Origin of the sequence: Streptomyces sp. NPDC057616 (genome assembly GCF_042800575.1) — a bacterium.
GTDB lineage: Bacteria > Actinomycetota > Actinomycetes > Streptomycetales > Streptomycetaceae > Streptomyces.
Window position 1 is genome coordinate 300,240 of sequence record NZ_JBHVGU010000003.1, and the last position, 15,856, is coordinate 316,095.

13 protein-coding genes are annotated in these 15,856 nt (G+C 72.5%); 5 read left to right on the top strand and 8 right to left on the bottom strand.

Features of this window, described 5'->3' with window-relative positions:
• Window positions 1-18: 18 nt before the first annotated feature.
• The 6 genes from ACFU97_RS04945 to ACFU97_RS04970 all read right to left on the bottom strand — a co-directional run bounded on the left by ACFU97_RS04945 (window position 19) and on the right by ACFU97_RS04970 (window position 7,225).
• Window positions 19-2,370 (bottom strand): ATP-binding protein, encoded by a 2,352-nt coding sequence (locus tag ACFU97_RS04945; RefSeq protein ID WP_384250941.1) that lies wholly within the window; start codon window positions 2,368-2,370, stop codon window positions 19-21.
• A 233-nt stretch (window positions 2,371-2,603) separates the two neighbouring features.
• On the bottom strand, window positions 2,604-3,281 hold the full coding sequence (locus ACFU97_RS04950) for a hypothetical protein (protein ID WP_384250944.1): 678 nt from the start codon (window positions 3,279-3,281) through the stop codon (window positions 2,604-2,606).
• Between the two features lie 90 nt (window positions 3,282-3,371).
• Window positions 3,372-4,847 (bottom strand): GntP family permease, encoded by a 1,476-nt coding sequence (locus tag ACFU97_RS04955; protein WP_384250947.1) that lies wholly within the window; start codon window positions 4,845-4,847, stop codon window positions 3,372-3,374.
• 119 nt (window positions 4,848-4,966) lie between these two features.
• Window positions 4,967-5,377 carry a RidA family protein gene (locus ACFU97_RS04960; protein ID WP_384250950.1) on the bottom strand — a complete coding sequence of 137 codons (411 nt, stop codon included), beginning with the start codon at window positions 5,375-5,377 and terminating at the stop codon, window positions 4,967-4,969.
• 28 nt (window positions 5,378-5,405) lie between these two features.
• On the bottom strand, window positions 5,406-6,176 hold the full coding sequence (locus ACFU97_RS04965; protein WP_384250953.1) for an IclR family transcriptional regulator: 771 nt from the start codon (window positions 6,174-6,176) through the stop codon (window positions 5,406-5,408).
• The gene (locus ACFU97_RS04970) at window positions 6,173-7,225 is read right to left on the bottom strand and encodes a sugar kinase (protein ID WP_384250956.1); all 1,053 of its coding nucleotides are present in this window, start codon (window positions 7,223-7,225) and stop codon (window positions 6,173-6,175) included. The genes ACFU97_RS04965 and ACFU97_RS04970 overlap by 4 nt, the downstream gene beginning before the upstream one ends.
• Window positions 7,226-7,364: 139 nt before the next feature.
• On the opposite strand from ACFU97_RS04970, the gene ACFU97_RS04975 reads away from it, so the two are divergent.
• Both ACFU97_RS04975 and ACFU97_RS04980 read left to right on the top strand, forming a co-directional pair.
• Complete coding sequence (locus ACFU97_RS04975; RefSeq protein WP_384250959.1) at window positions 7,365-8,630, top strand: amino acid deaminase; 1,266 nt, start codon at window positions 7,365-7,367, stop codon at window positions 8,628-8,630.
• Window positions 8,631-8,685: 55 nt separating this feature from the next.
• Entirely contained in the window at window positions 8,686-10,296 is a 1,611-nt protein-coding gene (locus ACFU97_RS04980) for an amidohydrolase family protein (protein WP_384250962.1), read from the top strand.
• Window positions 10,297-10,321: 25 nt separating this feature from the next.
• Here the strand turns inward: ACFU97_RS04980 and ACFU97_RS04985 are convergent, their stop codons facing one another.
• Window positions 10,322-11,167 (bottom strand): trypsin-like serine peptidase, encoded by an 846-nt coding sequence (locus ACFU97_RS04985; protein ID WP_384250965.1) that lies wholly within the window; start codon window positions 11,165-11,167, stop codon window positions 10,322-10,324.
• A 546-nt stretch (window positions 11,168-11,713) separates the two neighbouring features.
• Window positions 11,714-12,397 (bottom strand): hypothetical protein, encoded by a 684-nt coding sequence (locus tag ACFU97_RS04990; RefSeq protein WP_384250967.1) that lies wholly within the window; start codon window positions 12,395-12,397, stop codon window positions 11,714-11,716.
• 125 nt (window positions 12,398-12,522) lie between these two features.
• Here ACFU97_RS04990 and ACFU97_RS04995 point away from each other — a divergent pair, with 125 nt between their 5' ends.
• The 3 genes from ACFU97_RS04995 (at window position 12,523) to ACFU97_RS05005 (ending at window position 15,649) form a co-directional block, all read left to right on the top strand.
• On the top strand, window positions 12,523-13,734 hold the full coding sequence (locus ACFU97_RS04995; protein ID WP_384250970.1) for a pyridoxal phosphate-dependent aminotransferase: 1,212 nt from the start codon (window positions 12,523-12,525) through the stop codon (window positions 13,732-13,734).
• A 99-nt stretch (window positions 13,735-13,833) separates the two neighbouring features.
• Entirely contained in the window at window positions 13,834-14,253 is a 420-nt protein-coding gene (locus ACFU97_RS05000) for a hypothetical protein (protein ID WP_384250973.1), read from the top strand.
• Window positions 14,254-14,443: 190 nt separating this feature from the next.
• Window positions 14,444-15,649 carry a polysaccharide pyruvyl transferase family protein gene (locus ACFU97_RS05005; RefSeq protein ID WP_384250976.1) on the top strand — a complete coding sequence of 402 codons (1,206 nt, stop codon included), beginning with the start codon at window positions 14,444-14,446 and terminating at the stop codon, window positions 15,647-15,649.
• Window positions 15,650-15,856: the final 207 nt, after the last annotated feature.

Here is a 15,856-nt window from a genome sequence, read left to right on the forward strand (position 1 = left end):
GGGGAGCCTGGACGCGGCTCAGCGCTGGGCGGTGACCCAGGCGGCGATCTGGCTGCGGTTGCTGAATCCCAGCTTGCTGAGAATGCGCTCCACGTGACCCTCGGCGGTGCGCCGGGCGATGACGAGACGGTCGGCGATCTGCTGGTTGGCGAGCCCCTGCGCGACGAGGTCGGCCACCTCGGCCTCGCGGCGGGTGAGCGGGGTGCCCTGGGACGCGCGTGCGCCCCGCCGGCCCTGTGTCTTCCGCACCGTTCCGGGCGGGCGGGGCTGCTCGTCGTCGGTGGCGAGGGCGACGAGCTCCTCGAGCCCGAGCCCACCTCCTTTCTCGTACGACCGCTCGAAGGCGGCCTGTCCCAGGGCGGCGAGTGCCCGCTCCTCGCTGCCGCGGCGCAGGGCGTTGAGGTCGGCCGAGCCCCATCGGGCCCGGTCGATGCCGGCCCAGGTGCGGTCGGCGCCGCCGAGCAGGGCCGCCGCATGCTCGTGGGCGCCCTCGCGGGTCGCGATGTGGGCCAGCAGGTCGACGGTGAGGGCGATGCCGGTGACGTCGTGGACGGCGAGCTTGAGGCGCAGCGCCTCGCGGGCGTGCCGCCCGGCCTCCGGCCAGTCCTGCTTCACGGTGTGGGCGAGCGCCAGCATCCGCAGCACGTACGACCGCACCCACTCCTCGCCGTGCTCCTCGCAGAGCCGGCGCGCCCGCTCGCAGACCTCGACGGCGCGGTCCGCCTCGCCCAGGAAGCCCAGCGCGCAGGCGAGTTCGACCTGGTCGAGGCCGTGCAGGCTGAGGTGCTGGCCGGGGACGGGGCCGCGGGCCACGGCGGCCTCGAAGTGCTCGAGGGCGGCGTGGAGCTCGTTGCCGAACAGGCGGACCACGCCGACGACGTACGCGGCGTGCGCGGCCTCGGCCGTGTCGCCGAGACGCCCGGCCAGCGCACGGGCCTCCCGGGCGCGCCGCAGGCCCTCGGCCATGTCCTGGGTGGCGGCCGCGAGGAGGCCGGACACCCACAGGCCGCGGGCCCGCTCGGCGGTCGGCCCGGGGTTGGCGTCGAGGGCCCGCTCCACCCAGAAGCGGCCCTCCCGGGGTGCGCCGCAGGCGTGCCAGTAGAACCACAGGGTGCCCGCGAGGCGCAGTCCGGCCAGGCGTTCGCCGGGAGCGGCGGCGGCGAGGCTGAAGTCGAGGGCGGCGCGCAGATTGGCCTGGTCGGCCCGCAGCCGGGCGACGATCTCCCGCTGGCCGGGACCGAACCAGCGCCGTTCGCAGTCGGCGGCCCGCCGCTGCATCCAGTCGCGCTGCCGCCGCCGGGCGGCGCTCTCCTCGCCCGTCATCTGCCGCAGCCGTTCCAGGCCGTAGTGGCGCAGGGTGTCGAGCAGCCGGTAGCGCACCCCGCCGGGCCCCGCCTCCCGCCCCAGCACGGACTTGTCGACGAGCCCGGCGACGGCCTCCAGCACCTCCTGCGGGCGCAGCCGCTCGCCGTCCGCGCACACCGCCTCCGCGGCCTCCAGGTCGAAGGCGCCGGCCAGGACGGAGGCCCGCGCCCACACCAACTGCTCGTCGGGGGTGCACAGTTCGTGGCTCCAGTCGACGGCGGCGCGCAGGGTCTGGTGGCGGGGCAGGGCCGCGCTGCTGCCGGCGGTGAGGATGCGGTAGCGGTCGTCGAGCCGCTCCAGGAGCTGCTCGACGCCGAGGACACGCATGCGGACGGCGGCCAGCTCGATGGCGAGCGGCAGGCCGTCGAGGCGGCGGCACAGACGGGCCACGGCGGCCTTGTTGGCGGCGGTGAGACGGAAGCCGGGCACCACGGCGGCGGCGCGGTCGGCGAACAGGGCGAGGGCCGGACCGGCCTCGGCCCCGGTGAGGTCGCCGTCCGGGTCGGGGACCGGCAACGGCCCGACCTCCAGGAGGTGTTCCTCGGTGAGCGCGAGGCGGTGCCGGCTGGTGGCGAGGACCCGGACGCCGGTGGTGCCGTGCAGCAGGGTGGTCACGAGCTCGGCGCAGGACCGCAGCAGGTGCTCGCAGTTGTCCAGGACGAGCAGGAGGCGCCGGTCGCGCAGCTGGTCGACCAGGGCGTCCAGCGGCGGATCCACGGAGTGGCCGTGCAGGCCGAGCGCGTCGGCGACGGCGAGCGGGACGAGCTCGGGGTCGTCCAGCGCGGCCAGATGCACGAAGTGCACGCCGTCCGGGAACGCCCGCTCGACACGGGCCGCGATGCGCGCGGCGAGGCGTGTCTTGCCGACGCCGCCGGGTCCGGTCAGCGTCACCAGGCGTGCCCGGGCGAGCAGTTCACGGCCTTCGGTCTGTTCGCCGCGCCGGTCGACGAAACTGGTCGTCTCGACCGGCAGCCGACGGTCCCGTCGCGGTGCCGATCCGCCCATGATCAGCCAGTCCTCTGGGGGGGGTGGGGGCGAGGATCCGGAACGCCCGGACCCTCCTGCGCGAAGCTTCACTCTGCTGAGCTTTCGGCATATATGCACGCGCCGGTCACACCCGCGGGTGCATATATGCCGGAGGCCCTTGCGGGGGTTACGGGCGCGCGTACACTGCGCGGCCGAATGTCGAGTGAAGGTTCCGCGCCCTGGCGTGAGGGGCGGTGCGAGCAGACGGAGGGTCAGTCGGCGTTCTTGGCGCCGGAAGCCTTCGCCTCGGCGTCGGCGTCGGCGTCCCTCGCGTCCTCGGCCGTGGCATCCGCGTCGTGCGGACCCTCGTCCTCGGACTCCTCCTCGGACTCCGCCTCGACCTCGGACGCGACTTCCTCGGCGCCGTCCTCGAAGTACGCGTCGAGGACCGCGTCCAGCTGGGACTCCCACTCCTCGAAGCGGGACCGGGCGGCCGCCTCGATCTCGATCGGGTACCAGCGGCTGTCGGGGGTGTGCACCGTGATCGTGAACCGCTTGCCGAAGCGCGGGGACTCGGTCTCCACGGCGCCGATCTCGTCCCAGCGGAACTCGCACGCCTGGTCGTCCAGGGAGAGCCGCACGCCCTGGTGGTCGGCGACGATCTTCGCGCGGCGGTCGGAGGCCTCGAAGACGGGGCCCTCGGGGGTCTCCTGGCCGTCCTCGCCCTCGGCCGGCTCCTGCGCCCCCGACTCGACCTCGGTATCCCCGGTCGCGACGCCGGTGTCCGCGTCCTCGGCGGCGGTCCCGGCCGCGGCGCGTTCCGCGCCGGCCTCCTCCGGCTCCGCGGACACGGGTGGGGTGAGCCCGGGAATGAAGGCCGGGTCGAACCCGGCACCCGTCACGGGCTCCCCCTTCAGGGGCTGGCTGCTCGATCCTATGCGCTGCTCCACAGCGGGCAGTATGGTCGAAGATCCTGTGCCGGACACAGTCGGCCCCAACTTCGTTATCAGACGCCTACACGCGCGCCCGGACGAAGGCGGCTAGACGAACAGGCTGACCACCGCGGCCACCGCGAAGCCGGCCACCGACAGCACCGACTCCAGCACCGTCCACGTCTTCAGCGTGTCCCGTTCGGTGATGCCGAAGTACTTCGCCACCATCCAGAAGCCGCCGTCGTTGACGTGCGAGGCGAAGATCGAGCCCGCCGAGATGGCCATGATGACCAGGGCGACGAACGCCTGGGAGTGGTCGCCCTCGGCGAGCAGCGGCGCGACGATGCCGGCCGTGGTGACGATGGCGACCGTGGCCGAGCCCTGGGCGACCCGCAGGACGAGCGAGATCAGGTAGGCGAGCACGAGCACCGGCAGGCCCACGTCGTGGAAGGTGTCCGAGAGCGCCTGGGCGACGCCGCTCGCCTTGAGGATCGCGCCGAAGACCCCGCCCGCGCCGACCACGAGCAGGATGTTGCCGACCGGCTTGAGCGAGGCGGTGGAGACGGTCTCCAGGGACTTGCGGGACCAGCCGCGGCGGATGCCGAGCAGGTAGTACGCGAGGAACAGGGCGATCGTCAGGGCGACGAAGGGGTGGCCGAAGAACTCGATCACCGAGCGGCCCGTGGAGGGGTCGAGGGCGATGGAGGAGAAGGTGGCCGCGAGGATCAGGATGAGCGGCGTGCCGATGATGCCGAGGACGACGCCCAGCGACACGGGCGCCTCGCGCGGCTCGACGCCCTGCTCGCGCTGCTCGGCGACGACGGCCTCCTTGGCCTCGGCGGCGGCCTCCACCATGTCCTGCGGCACGGGCACGAAGATGCGGCGGCCGATCCACGCGGAGAACACCCAGGCGGCCAGCACCGCGGGGATGCCGCAGACGACGCCCATCAGGATGATCCAGCCGAGCTGCACGTGGAGCAGTCCCGCGGCGGCCACCGGGCCCGGGTGCGGGGGCAGGAAGGCGTGGGTCATCGACAGGCCCGCGAGCAGCGGCAGGCAGTACAGCAGGATCGACTTGCCGGAGCGCTTGGCGGCGGCGTAGACGATCGGCGCGAGGACGAAGATGCCGACGTCGAAGAAGACCGGGATGCCGAAGATGAGGCCGGTGAGGCCCATGGCGAGCGGGGCCCGCCGTTCGCCGAAGAGGTTCAGCAGCCGGGAGGCCAGGACCTCGGCGCCGCCGCTGACTTCGAGGATCGCGCCGAGCATCGTGCCCAGGCCGATGATGATCGCGACATGGCCGAGGATGCCGCCCATGCCGGTCTCGATGGTGGAGACGGCGTCCGACCGCTGGACGGTGCCGAAGAGTTCGGTGACCGACAGTCCGGCCATCAGGCCGACGGCTATGGAGACGCCGAGCAGGGCGACGAACGGCTGGAGTCTGACCTTGATGATCAGGAAGAGGAGGAGCGCGATGCCGATGGCGGCGACCGTGAGCAGGCCGGCGGTGCCGTCGATCAGCAGGAGCAGGCCGCCGGTGTGGGGTGGGGCGGCGGGTGCGTCCGCGGCGAGCGGGAGGGACATTCGGGGGTCCTCTGGTTAAGGGCATGGTGCTTTCGGGCAGGGGGGATCGCGGCACGGCGCCCCGGGGGTGAGGGGCGCCGCACCGTGAGGACGTACGAGGTGCGGGGTTCGAGGCGGCGTCAGCCCAGTACGGCCAGGGCGTCGATCTCGATGAGGAGCCCCGCGGGCAGACCGACGTAGACCGTCGTGCGCGCGGCGGGCGGCTGGGTGAGGCCCTGCTCCTCGAAGTAGGCGTTGTAGAGCGCGTTCATCTCGGCGAAGTGGTCCACGTCCGTGAGGTAGACGCGGATCATCATCACGTCGTCCCAGCTCGCGCCGCCCTCCTCCAGGATCGCCTTGACGTTGGCGAGGGTCTGGAGGGTCTGCTCGCGCAGACCGGGGCCGGCGGGCGTGGGGGCCTTGCCCTCCTCGGCGGGCAGGAAGCCGACCTGGCCCGCGACCTGGAGGATGTTGCCCTTGCGGACTCCGTGGGAGAACTTCGCGGGCGGGGTGGTGTGGGTCTTGGGGGTGAGCGCGATCTTGTCGGTCATGCTGTGCCCTTCGTGTACTTCATGTACGTCATGTCGTTCCTCCCGTGTCCTGCACGGGAGTTCTTCCGGAGTACTCCCCGCTGATCGCGTCCGCCGTGCGGCGCACCAGGGGGAGCAGGGTGAGGAGTTCGTCGGCGGTGACGACGACGTTCGGCGCGGAGACCGACATCGCGGCGACGACCCGGCCGTCGGCGCCGCGGATGGGCGCGCCGACGCAGTTGATGGACTCCTCGTGGCCGCCGAGGTCGGTGGCCCAGCCCTGGTCGCGCACCTTCTCCAACTCCCGCAGGAAGGCGGGGGCGTTGGGGGTGGACCGGGCCGTGTACATGGGGTACTCGAGTTTGTCGGCGAGTATCCGGCGCTCGCTCTCGGGGAGGTCGGCCAGCAGCAGCTTCGCCACCGCCGCGACGGTGATCGCCACCGGTTTGCCGATCCGGGAGTACATCCGGACCGGGTAGCGGCTCTCCACCTTGTCGATGTAGAGGACCTCGGACTCCTCGTACACCGCGAGATGCACGGTGTGCCCGCACTGCTCGTTGAGGCGGACGAGGTGGGGGTGGGCGATCTCGCGGATGTCGAGGTTCTCCATGGCCTCCTGGGCGAGCGCGATGAGACGCGCGCCGAGGCGGTAGCGCTGGTCGGACTGGCGGTAGACGAGACCGTGCTCGTGCAGCGTGCGCAGCAGGCGCAGGGCCGTGGACTTGTGCACGCCCAGCCGGTCGGCGACCTGGCCGAGGTCGGCGGGTCCCTCGGCGAGCAGCGGCAGGATGCTGAGCGCCCGGTCGACGGTCTGGCTCATGACGTACGTACCTCCTCGTCGCCCCGGTCGGCGGTCTGTGTCCAGCCGGGGCCGAGTCGAAGTGTCCCCCACGCCTGGTCGTCGAGGGCGGCGAGCCGGTCGGCGTGATCGCGGGCGGGTGGCTGGGCCAGATCCCCGGGGACGGTGAGGGCGGCGGCGGCCATCAGATGCCCGTGCCGCAGCCGGTCGCGGACGGGCAGCCCGCGCAGGGTGGCGGAGAGGAACCCGGCGGCGAAGGCGTCGCCGGCACCGACCGCGGCCACCACGTCCACCTTCGGCGCGGGCACGAAGGTGGCGTTCTCCTTCTCGAACACCGTCGCGCCGTGCGCGCCCTGCTTGACCACGAGCACCGCCGGTTCCGGCAGGGCGTCGCGGATCGCCTGCGGCCCACCGGTGATGCCCCAGGCATCCTCCGCCTCGTCCTCCCCCACGAAGACGACGTCGCTGCCGCGGGCCAGGTCCAGCAGCACGTCCGGCCCGCCGGCCTCGGGCCACAGCCCCGGCCGGTGGTTCACGTCGAAGGACACCGGCGGCCGGCCGGGCCGTGGTGCGGTCAGCTCGCGCATCAGCTCCAGGCAGTCGGCGGACAGCGCCGCCGTGATGCCGGACAGGTGCAGCACCCTGCCCGCCCGTACCGCCCGCAGGTCCGTGTTGTCGACGGACATGGCCGACGCGGCGGAGCCGGCGCGGTAGTACGCCACCTCGTGGGCGTCGCTCGCGCGGTCACCGGCCGTGCGGAAGTAGATGCCGGTGGGGCGGTCCGGATCGCGGTGCACCGCGCCGACGTCGACGCCGTAGGCCCCGATCGCCTCGACCAGGTGGTCGCCGAACCCGTCGGCGCCGACCCTGCTCACCCAGCGCGCGGTGTGTCCGGCGGCGGCGAGCGTGCAGGCGACGTTGGACTCGGCGCCGCCGATCCCGCGGTCGAAGGAGGGAACGTCGGCGAGGCGGGCGGCCGTGGTGGGCAGGAACGTGACCATGGACTCGCCGAGCGTGACGACGTCGGCGACGGCGACGTCGAGGGCATTGCCAGGTCCGGTCGTGGTCACGATCGTCGTAGCTCCTCGGTGTGGCGGCGGGTGGCGGGCGGCTCCGTTGACCCCGCGCTGGCCGAGATGTTAGACAGCGGTGAGCGATATATGCAATGACTGTTGCAAGCAATGCAATACACCTGATCAGGGAGGTCCCATGGGCACCGAAGCCCTCGCCCGCCTCGCCGAGGAACGCGTCGACCACCGCTTCAAGGGCCTCCCGCCGGACGCCGACGGGCTGACCGTGGGCGAGCTGGCCGCCCAGCGCCGCAACCTCTTCACCGGCGGTTTCGCGACCCCGGTCCTCGCCCTGTCGGCGGAGCGCCTGGAGCACAACCTCGCGCTCATGGAGACGTACGCCGCCCGGCACGGCCTCGCCTTCGCCCCGCACGGCAAGACCTCCATGGCGCCGCAGCTGTTCCGGCAGCAGATCGAGCGCGGCGCCTGGGGCATCACCCTCGCCGTCCCCCACCAGGTGCGCGTGGCGCGGCGGTTCGGCGTCGAGCGGGTCTTCCTCGCCAACGAGCTCGTCGACGCCGCGGCCCTGAAGTGGATCTCCGCCGAGCTCGACGCCGACCCCGGTTTCCGCTTCGTCTGCTACGTCGACTCCGTGCGCGGCGTGGAGCTGATGGACGCGGCGCTGCGGGGCGCCGCGCGCCCGCTGGACGTCGTCGTGGAGCTGGGCGCCGGCGAGGGCGCCCGCACCGGCGTCCGGACGGAGGCGGAGTGCGCTGCCGTCGCGGACGCGGTGGCCGGCACAAGGACGCTGCGGCTGGTGGGCGTCGCGGGCTACGAGGGCGAGGTCCCGCGGGCCGACCCCGAGCGGGTGCACGCGTGGCTGCGACGGCTGACCGCGCTCGCCGCCGACTTCGACAAGGCGGGACGGTTCGCCGGGCTCGACGAGATCGTCGTCAGCGCGGGCGGCAGCGCCTGGTTCGACGCGGTGGCCGACGTGTTCACCGAGATCCCCGGACTCTCGGCCCCCGTGCTGAAGTTGCTGCGCTCGGGCGCCTACGTCTCGCACGACGACGGCCACTACCGCCAGGTGACACCCTTCAACCGGGTCCCCGAGGAGGGTGCCCTGGAGCCGGCGTTCCGCCTGTGGGCGCAGGTGGTCTCCCGGCCCTCGCCCGAGCAGGCCTTCGCCAACGCGGGCAAGCGGGACGCGGCCTACGACCTGGACCTCCCCTTCGCCCAGGTGGTCCGCTCGGGCGGCGTCGAGCGCCCGGCCGCCGGCATCACGGTGACCGGCCTGTCCGACCAGCACGCCTGGCTGCGGACCGGTGACGGGGCGGCCCTGGAGGTCGGAGACTGGGTGGGACTGGGTCTGTCGCATCCGTGCACGTCGTTCGACAAGTGGCAGCTGATCCCGCTGGTCGAGGCGGACGGCACGGTCGTCGACTACATCCGCACGTTCTTCTAGAGCGTTCGGACTTCGACAGCGTTCGGACCTTGAGAGCTTGCAGAGGGAGCCTGCGATGGAGGAACTGGTCATCCGGGACGCGGACGTGGTGGACGGCAGCGGCGCGCCGTCCTACCGCGCGGACGTGGTCGTCGACCGCGGCCGGATCGTGTCCGTCGTCAAGGAGGCCGCGGCGGCGGGCTGCCAGCGCCCGAAGGCCGTGCGGGAGCTGGACGCGGAGGGCCTGGTCCTGTCCCCCGGCTTCATCGACATGCACGCGCACAGCGACCTCGCCGTGCTGCGCGACCCCGACCACAGCGCGAAGGCGGCGCAGGGCGTCACCCTGGAGGTGCTGGGCCAGGACGGGCTGTCGTACGCCCCCGTCGACGACCGTACGCTCGCCGAGGTGCGCCGTGCGATCACCGGCTGGAACGGCTACGGCGACGACATCGACTTCGACTGGCGCTCGGTGGGCGAGTACCTGGACCGGCTGGACCGCGGGATCGCGGTCAACGCGGCCTACCTGATCCCCCAGGGCACGGTCCGCATGCTCGCCGTCGGCTGGGAGGACCGCGAGGCGACGCCCCAGGAGCTGGACCGTATGCGGCAGTTGGTCGCCGAGGGCCTGGAGCAGGGTGCGGTCGGCATGTCGTCGGGGCTGACCTACACGCCCGGCATGTACGCCAAGGACGCCGAACTGACCGAGCTGTGCCGGGTGGTGGCATCGTACGGCGGCTACTACTGCCCGCACCACCGCTCCTACGGCGCCGGGGCCCTGGAGGCGTACGAGGAGATGGTCGAGCTGACCCGGGAGGCGGGCTGCTCGCTCCATCTGGCGCACGCCACCATGAACTTCGGCGTGAACAGGGGCCGGGCGCCGGAGCTGCTGACCCTGCTGGACGAGGCGCTGGCGGCCGGGGCCGACATCACCCTCGACACCTACCCCTACACACCGGGCTGCACGACGCTCGCGGCGATGCTGCCGAGCTGGGCGAGCGAGGGCGGCCCGGAGGCGATCCTGAAGCGGCTCGGGGACGAGGAGACGGCCGCACGCATCCGGCACGGCCTGGAGGTCGTCGGCTCGGACGGCTGCCACGGCGTGCCCATCGAGTGGGACACCATCGAGATCTCGGGCGTGAGCGACCCGGGGCTCGGCGACTTCGTCGGCCGGACCGTGCAGGAGTCGGCGGACCTGCGCGGCGAGTCGCCCTGGACCACTGCCCGCCGGCTGCTGGTCGAGGACCGGCTGGGGCCGACGATCCTGCAGCACGTGGGCCACGAGGAGAACGTGCGGGCGATCATGCGGCACCGCGTCCACACCGGCGGCTCGGACGGCATCCTCCAGGGCGCGAAGCCGCATCCGCGCGCGTACGGCACCTTCCCGCACTATCTCGGGCACTACGTGCGGGAGTTGGGGGTGCTGTCGCTGGAGGAGTGCGTCGCCCATCTCACGTCCCGGCCCGCCGCGCGGCTGCGGCTGCCGGACCGGGGCCTGGTCCGCGAGGGGTACCGGGCCGACCTGGTCCTGTTCGACCCGGGGACGGTGGCGGCCGGGTCGACGTACGAGAATCCGCGCGCGCTGCCGACGGGCATCCCGCATGTCCTCGTGGACGGGCGGTTCGTGATCGAGGACGGGCGGCGTACGGACGTGCTGGCGGGGCGGGCGGTCCGTCGCAGTCCCGTGTGACGGCCCGCCCTTCGGCTCCGCGTGCCTACGGCTTGGGCAGGACGCAGCCGGAGGCGTTCAGGTCGAGCTTGTTGCCGGTGCCGAAGCAGGCGGGGATCTGGTACGTCTCCTCGGCGTAGTTGATGCCCTGGCGGACCGTCACGTTGCCGCTCTCGTCGACCTCGCAGGGGTTGTTCTCGGTGCAGCGCTCGCCGTCCTCGTTGCCGGTGTTGTTGACGGCGACGACCTTGCCGGTGGCGTTGTCGATGACGGGCGAGCCCGAGGTGCCGCCGATGGTCTGGCAGGCGGAGGTGTAGCGGACCGAGTCCTTCCAGGTCCAGTCGCCCTCCTTGAGGCGGTAGACGAAACCGTCGATGTTGCAGGCGTACGTCCGCTTCCAGTAGCCGGAGACGACCGTGATGGCGGTGCCGGCGGTCGGGTGCGTGTTCTGCACGGTGAGCGGGCTGATGCCGTAGGAGCTCTTGATCGCCGCGTAGGTGGTGGTCAGGCGGTAGATCGTGACGTCGGTGTCGGTCATGGTCGAGTAGACGACCTGGTTGGCCCGGAGCGTGGCGACCCTGCTGCCGGAGGAGTTGAGCAGTCCGAAGGAACGGCTGGAGGACTGGCCGGTGATGACCTCACCGGGCTCCGGGAACCCGGTCTCCAGGCAGTGGCCGTTGGTCATGACGAGCGCCGGGTCGCTGTCCGCGGAGTTGGGGAAGCGGACGACGGAGCCGGAGCAGTTGCTGAGCGAGACGGTGCCGGCGAAGTTGACGGCCTTGACGGCGGGCGAGGCGGCGCCTTCGGTGGGCACCGGGGCCGCGACCGCTGGTGCCGCGCCTGCCCCGGCTATCACCAGGGCGAAGAGCGCGGCGCCGAGAGGCTTCTTCATGTGGGGGTCCTCTCCTGCGACGTGGGCGACCGGAGATCTTCCGGTCGCCCCTGAATTTGACATGTGCATTGTGAGGGGAAGGGCAGGACGGGGCAAGAAGCCGTTTCGGCCCCTCGCCCCCAAGGGGCCGCGTCCGCCGGGCCGAACTGTGCACCCGGGAGGACGGGTTGGGGACGGGGCGGGTTGCGCGGGCGCCGGGCTTCTCGCCGACGGAGTACGCGGGGGTGGGCCGGACGACGGCGTACGGTTCGCGCCCTGGGCCCCGGCGTCGGCGCCGTGCTCGCGGAGGACGTGGGGGGGACGACGGGATGCGGGTCACGTCCGGCGCCGCGGAACTAGCCGCCGATGCACCCGTCATCGCCGATCCGGACGGCGATGCGCTCTCCGCCGCCGAACCGGATGCCGCCCCGGAGGAACGGGGCGGGACCGGGCGGCAGTTGAGCGGGCGTCAGCGCACTTCGCCACCGCCCCGCCCATGGCCCGGCCGGCCCGGCACCATGCTCGGGAAAGACATTGAGACGGCGTTCCGGGCCGGTTGGCCGGAGGTCAGGGTTTCTTGCCGCCGCCGTGGCCGCGGCCCGGGCCGCTGCCGGAGTTGCCCCGCCCCGGGGCGGTGCTCGTCGCACTGGGGCTCGGCGTGGGCGCCGTGCTCGCGGAGGACGTGGGGCGGGACGACGGGGTGCGGGTCGCGTCCGCCGCGGCGGCCGAACCGGATGGCGACGCGCTCGATGCCGTCGACCGGGACGGTGCACCGGCACCCACCGACGCACCGGCGCCCGCGGACGCCCCGTGGGACGACTTCGCGTCCGTCGCCGCGGAGTCCGGAGCCGTCGGCCCCGCGTGCTTGCCGTCGGACTCGCCGGACGACGACCCCGAGAAGGCGAATCCGGCGATGACGGCCACCAGGGCCACCGCCCCCACCGCCGCGGCGAGGACCGCCGCCCTCGGCGGGCGCCGGGCGTCGCGTCCGTGCCGGGAGTGCCGGCGCCGTTCGCCGGGTGGCGCCTCGTCGGGCTCCGCCTCATCCGGCACCAGCGGCAGCTGAGCCGTCTCGTCGTACGCGTTGCCCTCCCAGCCGTGCGCCTCCGCCGGGTCCGCGTAGCCGTCGTACCCGGGAGAGGGTTCGGGCCGCGGATGGAACACGTTCGGCGGACCCTGCGGGTCACCCTCCGGGAGGTACGCGGCCTGTGCGCCGAACCTCCCCTTCTCGCGCTCGTGCGGTCCTGACATGGGAGGGGATTGTAGAGACGCATGGGTTTCCTGTGACAGCTACCGGCGATAACAGCCCGAACAGCACGTCTCAAGTGGCGGATAACACGGCCCGGGATGCGTAACCGGACCGTAAGCTCCCAGACATGCAGGTGATCCAGTCGACCAAGCTCGCCAACGTCTGTTACGAGATCCGGGGCCCGGTGCTCGAGGAGGCGATGCGGCTGGAGGCGGCCGGTCACCGCATCCTCAAGCTCAACACCGGCAACCCGGCGGCGTTCGGCTTCGAGTGCCCGCCGGAGATCCTGGAGGACATCCTCCGGAACGTGTCGACGGCGCACGGATACGGCGACGCGAAGGGCCTGCTGGCGGCGCGGCGCGCGGTCGTCATGCACAACCAGACCCTCGGCATCGAGACCGACGTCGAGCACGTCTTCGTCGGCAACGGCGTCTCCGAGCTGATCGTGATGGCCATGCAGGGCCTGCTCGACGACGGCGACGAGGTCCTCGTACCGTCGCCCGACTACCCGCTGTGGACCGCCGCCGTCTCGCTCTCCGGCGGCACGGCCGTGCACTACCGCTGCGACGAGCAGTCCGACTGGATGCCCGACCTCGCGGACGTCGAGCGCAAGGTCACCGACCGCACCAAGGCCATCGTCATCATCAACCCCAACAATCCGACGGGGGCCGTCTACGACGAGGCGATGATCAAGGGCCTCACCGACATCGCCCGCCGCCACAACCTGCTGGTCTGCTCGGACGAGATCTACGACAAGATCCTCTACGACGGCGCCACCCACACGCCGACCGCGAAGGTGGCCCCGGACCTGCTGACCCTCACCTTCAACGGCATGTCGAAGGCGTACCGGGTGGCGGGCTACCGCGTCGGCTGGATGTCGATCTCCGGACCGCGCGCGCACGCGGACTCCTACATCGAGGGCCTGACGATCCTCGCCAACATGCGCCTGTGCGCCAACATGCCCGGCCAGCACGGCGTGGTCGCCGCTCTCAGCGGCCGCCAGACGATCAACGACCTGGTGCTGCCGGGCGGGCGGCTGAAGGAGCAGCGGGACGTCGCCTACGAGCTGCTCACCCAGATCCCGGGCGTGAGCTGTGTGAAGCCGAAGGGCGCGCTGTATCTGTTCCCGCGCCTGGACCCCAAGGTCTTCAAGATCAGGGACGACCGGCAGATGGTGCTGGACCTGCTGCGGCGCGAGAAGATCATGGTCGTGCAGGGCACCGGGTTCAACTGGACCGAGCCCGACCACTTCCGGGTCGTGACCCTGCCGACGGTGGGGGATCTGCGCGACGCGATCACCCGGATCGGGACCTTCCTGGACGGCTACGGCCAGCCCTGACGCGGGCGCCGCGTGTACAGAGCGGCCTCCTTTGTGAACGACTCAACTTTAGACGGAATCTAAGCTAGGATGATTTCCTGACAGCACGGGAGGCCATCCATGTACGAGCCGATCCGCACCAAGTCGGTCCACAGCACGATGGCCGGCACCACCTCCGACTTCCCCCACCGCACCCGCGAGGAGGAGCTGGACATCCAGCTCGCGGGCCATCTCGCGGCGCTGCTCGCCGTCACGGACGAGCTGCGCGGCGCCGCCCCCTCCGCGGAGCTGGACGGCGCGGCCGACCGGCTCACCGCGCAGGTGGCCCGGCTGCGGGGAGGCCACCCGCCGGTCCGGGCGGTCTCCGGCCCGGTCCCCGAGGCCGAGCTCGCCTCCCTGCACCGCCGGGCGCACGCGCTCGCCGGGCGGGCCCTGGTCGTCGCGGCGTCCCGCGCCGACACCGCGGCGGCGATCCTCGCCGCCGAGCAGATGGACGTGCACGCGGCGGCCCTGGAGCCCCGCGAACTCGCGTCGCACTGAGCCCCACCGGGCTCCCCGAATCGGCCCCGGTCCGCGTGCACCCGCAGAGACGCGCGGACCGGGCGCCATGTACCTGGCTCGTTCCGCCCGCCCGTACGGGGGCGGGGCCGCCCCGGGCCGGCGGCGCTGTGTACGTTGGCCGAAGATCCGCGTCACGCCCCGTGGCGCCGGCCACGGCTGAGGGACACACATGGCACGCGTCGCCGTCATCACCGCGCCCAACATCGGGTACCGCAACACCGGAATGCTGACCGTCGACCTGGCCCTGGAGTCCCTGCTGCGGCGCATGGGCCCCGGGATCGACCCCACCTGGTACACCCTGCACGTGCCGGAGACGGTGCCGCTGCGCGCGGCCGCCGAGGGGACCGTCCTCCCGTTCCGCTTCCATTCCCTGCCCGAGCACCTGGGCGAACTGCGCGACCACGACGCGGTCGTCTTCTGGGGCGACTTCCTGCACACCCGGCACTACATGGCGCAGGATGCCACGAACCGCCTGACCGACTTCGGCATCGCCGGGGACCGCGAGGCCGCGCGCGCCCTGCTGCAGCGGACCCTGCTGCTGTCGGACCAGCCGGACGAGGTGCTCGCCCGGACCCTCAGCTACGGGGGCACGATCCTGCACAACTCCCAGTCCGACTACGAGGACAAGGAGTTCGGCCCGCTCTTCTCCCGGCTGATGACCCGCAGCCACCGGGTCTGGATGCGCGATCCGGTGTCGGCGGCCAAGGTCGCGCTGCTGCGCGGGGACCGTACGAACGAGTACTTCGCCTCGGACGCGGCTCTGCTCTCCCGGCCGGGCGACCTGGACCACCTGCCGGCGACGCCGTGGTCCGCGCAGGTCCCGGACGGCGGCGCCATCGGCGTGTTCCTCGGCGCCCGTACGAAGATCCCCGACTGGCTGCCCGCGTTCTGCGAGAGCCTCGCCGAGCGCTTCGGCGCCCCGCTCGAATGGCTGCCGTGGTTCGAGCGGGACATCCCGTCCCAGGTCGCGCACCTCGCGCCCCGCCCCGGTGACCACACCGTCGGCGACCTGCTGCGGGTCCTGCCCCGCTACCGGCTGGTCATCACCGACACCTACCACCTGTGCGTCAACGCGTGGGGCGCCCGCACCCCGGTGGTCTGCGTGGGCGGTCCCGAGCCCCTGCCGCGCACCCACGACGACTACTGGACGCTGAGCGACGTGAAGAAGCACGTCTTCCATCTCGCCTACGACGCGGAGGACTTCTACCTCTCCACGCTGCCCGACACCCCGCAGGCCCACGAGCGCCGCGCCGACCGGATCGTCCGGCTCGTGGAGGGCGGCGGCGCCGAGGCCGTCGCCGACCGGCTGCGCACCCACGCCGACCACTCGGCGACGTCCTTCACCGAGACGCTCACCGCCCTGGTCGGCCGCTAGGGCCCGCAGACGAAACAGGCGAAGGCCCGCTGCCCACCTTCCCATCGGGGCGGATGAGAAGGAGGCAACGGGCCCCGGGGGGTTTCGCTGGGGGGGTCCTTTTTTTTCCTTTCGTTCGGTGGGGGGAAACGGTGGAAACGAAGCCGCACCTCCCACCCCTCTCCCGTAGCCCCCCCCCATCACCCCCACACCCTCCCCCCCTCGACA

Excerpts from the sequence above, each read along its gene's own strand:
- ACFU97_RS04945 (WP_384250941.1), bottom strand. The coding sequence starts at position 2,370 with ATGGGCGGATCGGCACCGCGACGGGACCGTCGGCTGCCGGTCGAGACG.
- ACFU97_RS04955 (WP_384250947.1), bottom strand. The coding sequence starts at position 4,847 with ATGTCCCTCCCGCTCGCCGCGGACGCACCCGCCGCCCCACCCCACACC.
- ACFU97_RS04960 (WP_384250950.1), bottom strand. The coding sequence starts at position 5,377 with ATGACCGACAAGATCGCGCTCACCCCCAAGACCCACACCACCCCGCCC.
- ACFU97_RS04965 (WP_384250953.1), bottom strand. The coding sequence starts at position 6,176 with ATGAGCCAGACCGTCGACCGGGCGCTCAGCATCCTGCCGCTGCTCGCC.
- ACFU97_RS04975 (WP_384250959.1), top strand. The coding sequence starts at position 7,365 with ATGGGCACCGAAGCCCTCGCCCGCCTCGCCGAGGAACGCGTCGACCAC.
- ACFU97_RS04980 (WP_384250962.1), top strand. The coding sequence starts at position 8,686 with ATGGAGGAACTGGTCATCCGGGACGCGGACGTGGTGGACGGCAGCGGC.
- ACFU97_RS04985 (WP_384250965.1), bottom strand. The coding sequence starts at position 11,167 with ATGAAGAAGCCTCTCGGCGCCGCGCTCTTCGCCCTGGTGATAGCCGGG.
- ACFU97_RS04990 (WP_384250967.1), bottom strand. The coding sequence starts at position 12,397 with ATGTCAGGACCGCACGAGCGCGAGAAGGGGAGGTTCGGCGCACAGGCC.
- ACFU97_RS04995 (WP_384250970.1), top strand. The coding sequence starts at position 12,523 with ATGCAGGTGATCCAGTCGACCAAGCTCGCCAACGTCTGTTACGAGATC.
- ACFU97_RS05000 (WP_384250973.1), top strand. The coding sequence starts at position 13,834 with ATGTACGAGCCGATCCGCACCAAGTCGGTCCACAGCACGATGGCCGGC.
- ACFU97_RS05005 (WP_384250976.1), top strand. The coding sequence starts at position 14,444 with ATGGCACGCGTCGCCGTCATCACCGCGCCCAACATCGGGTACCGCAAC.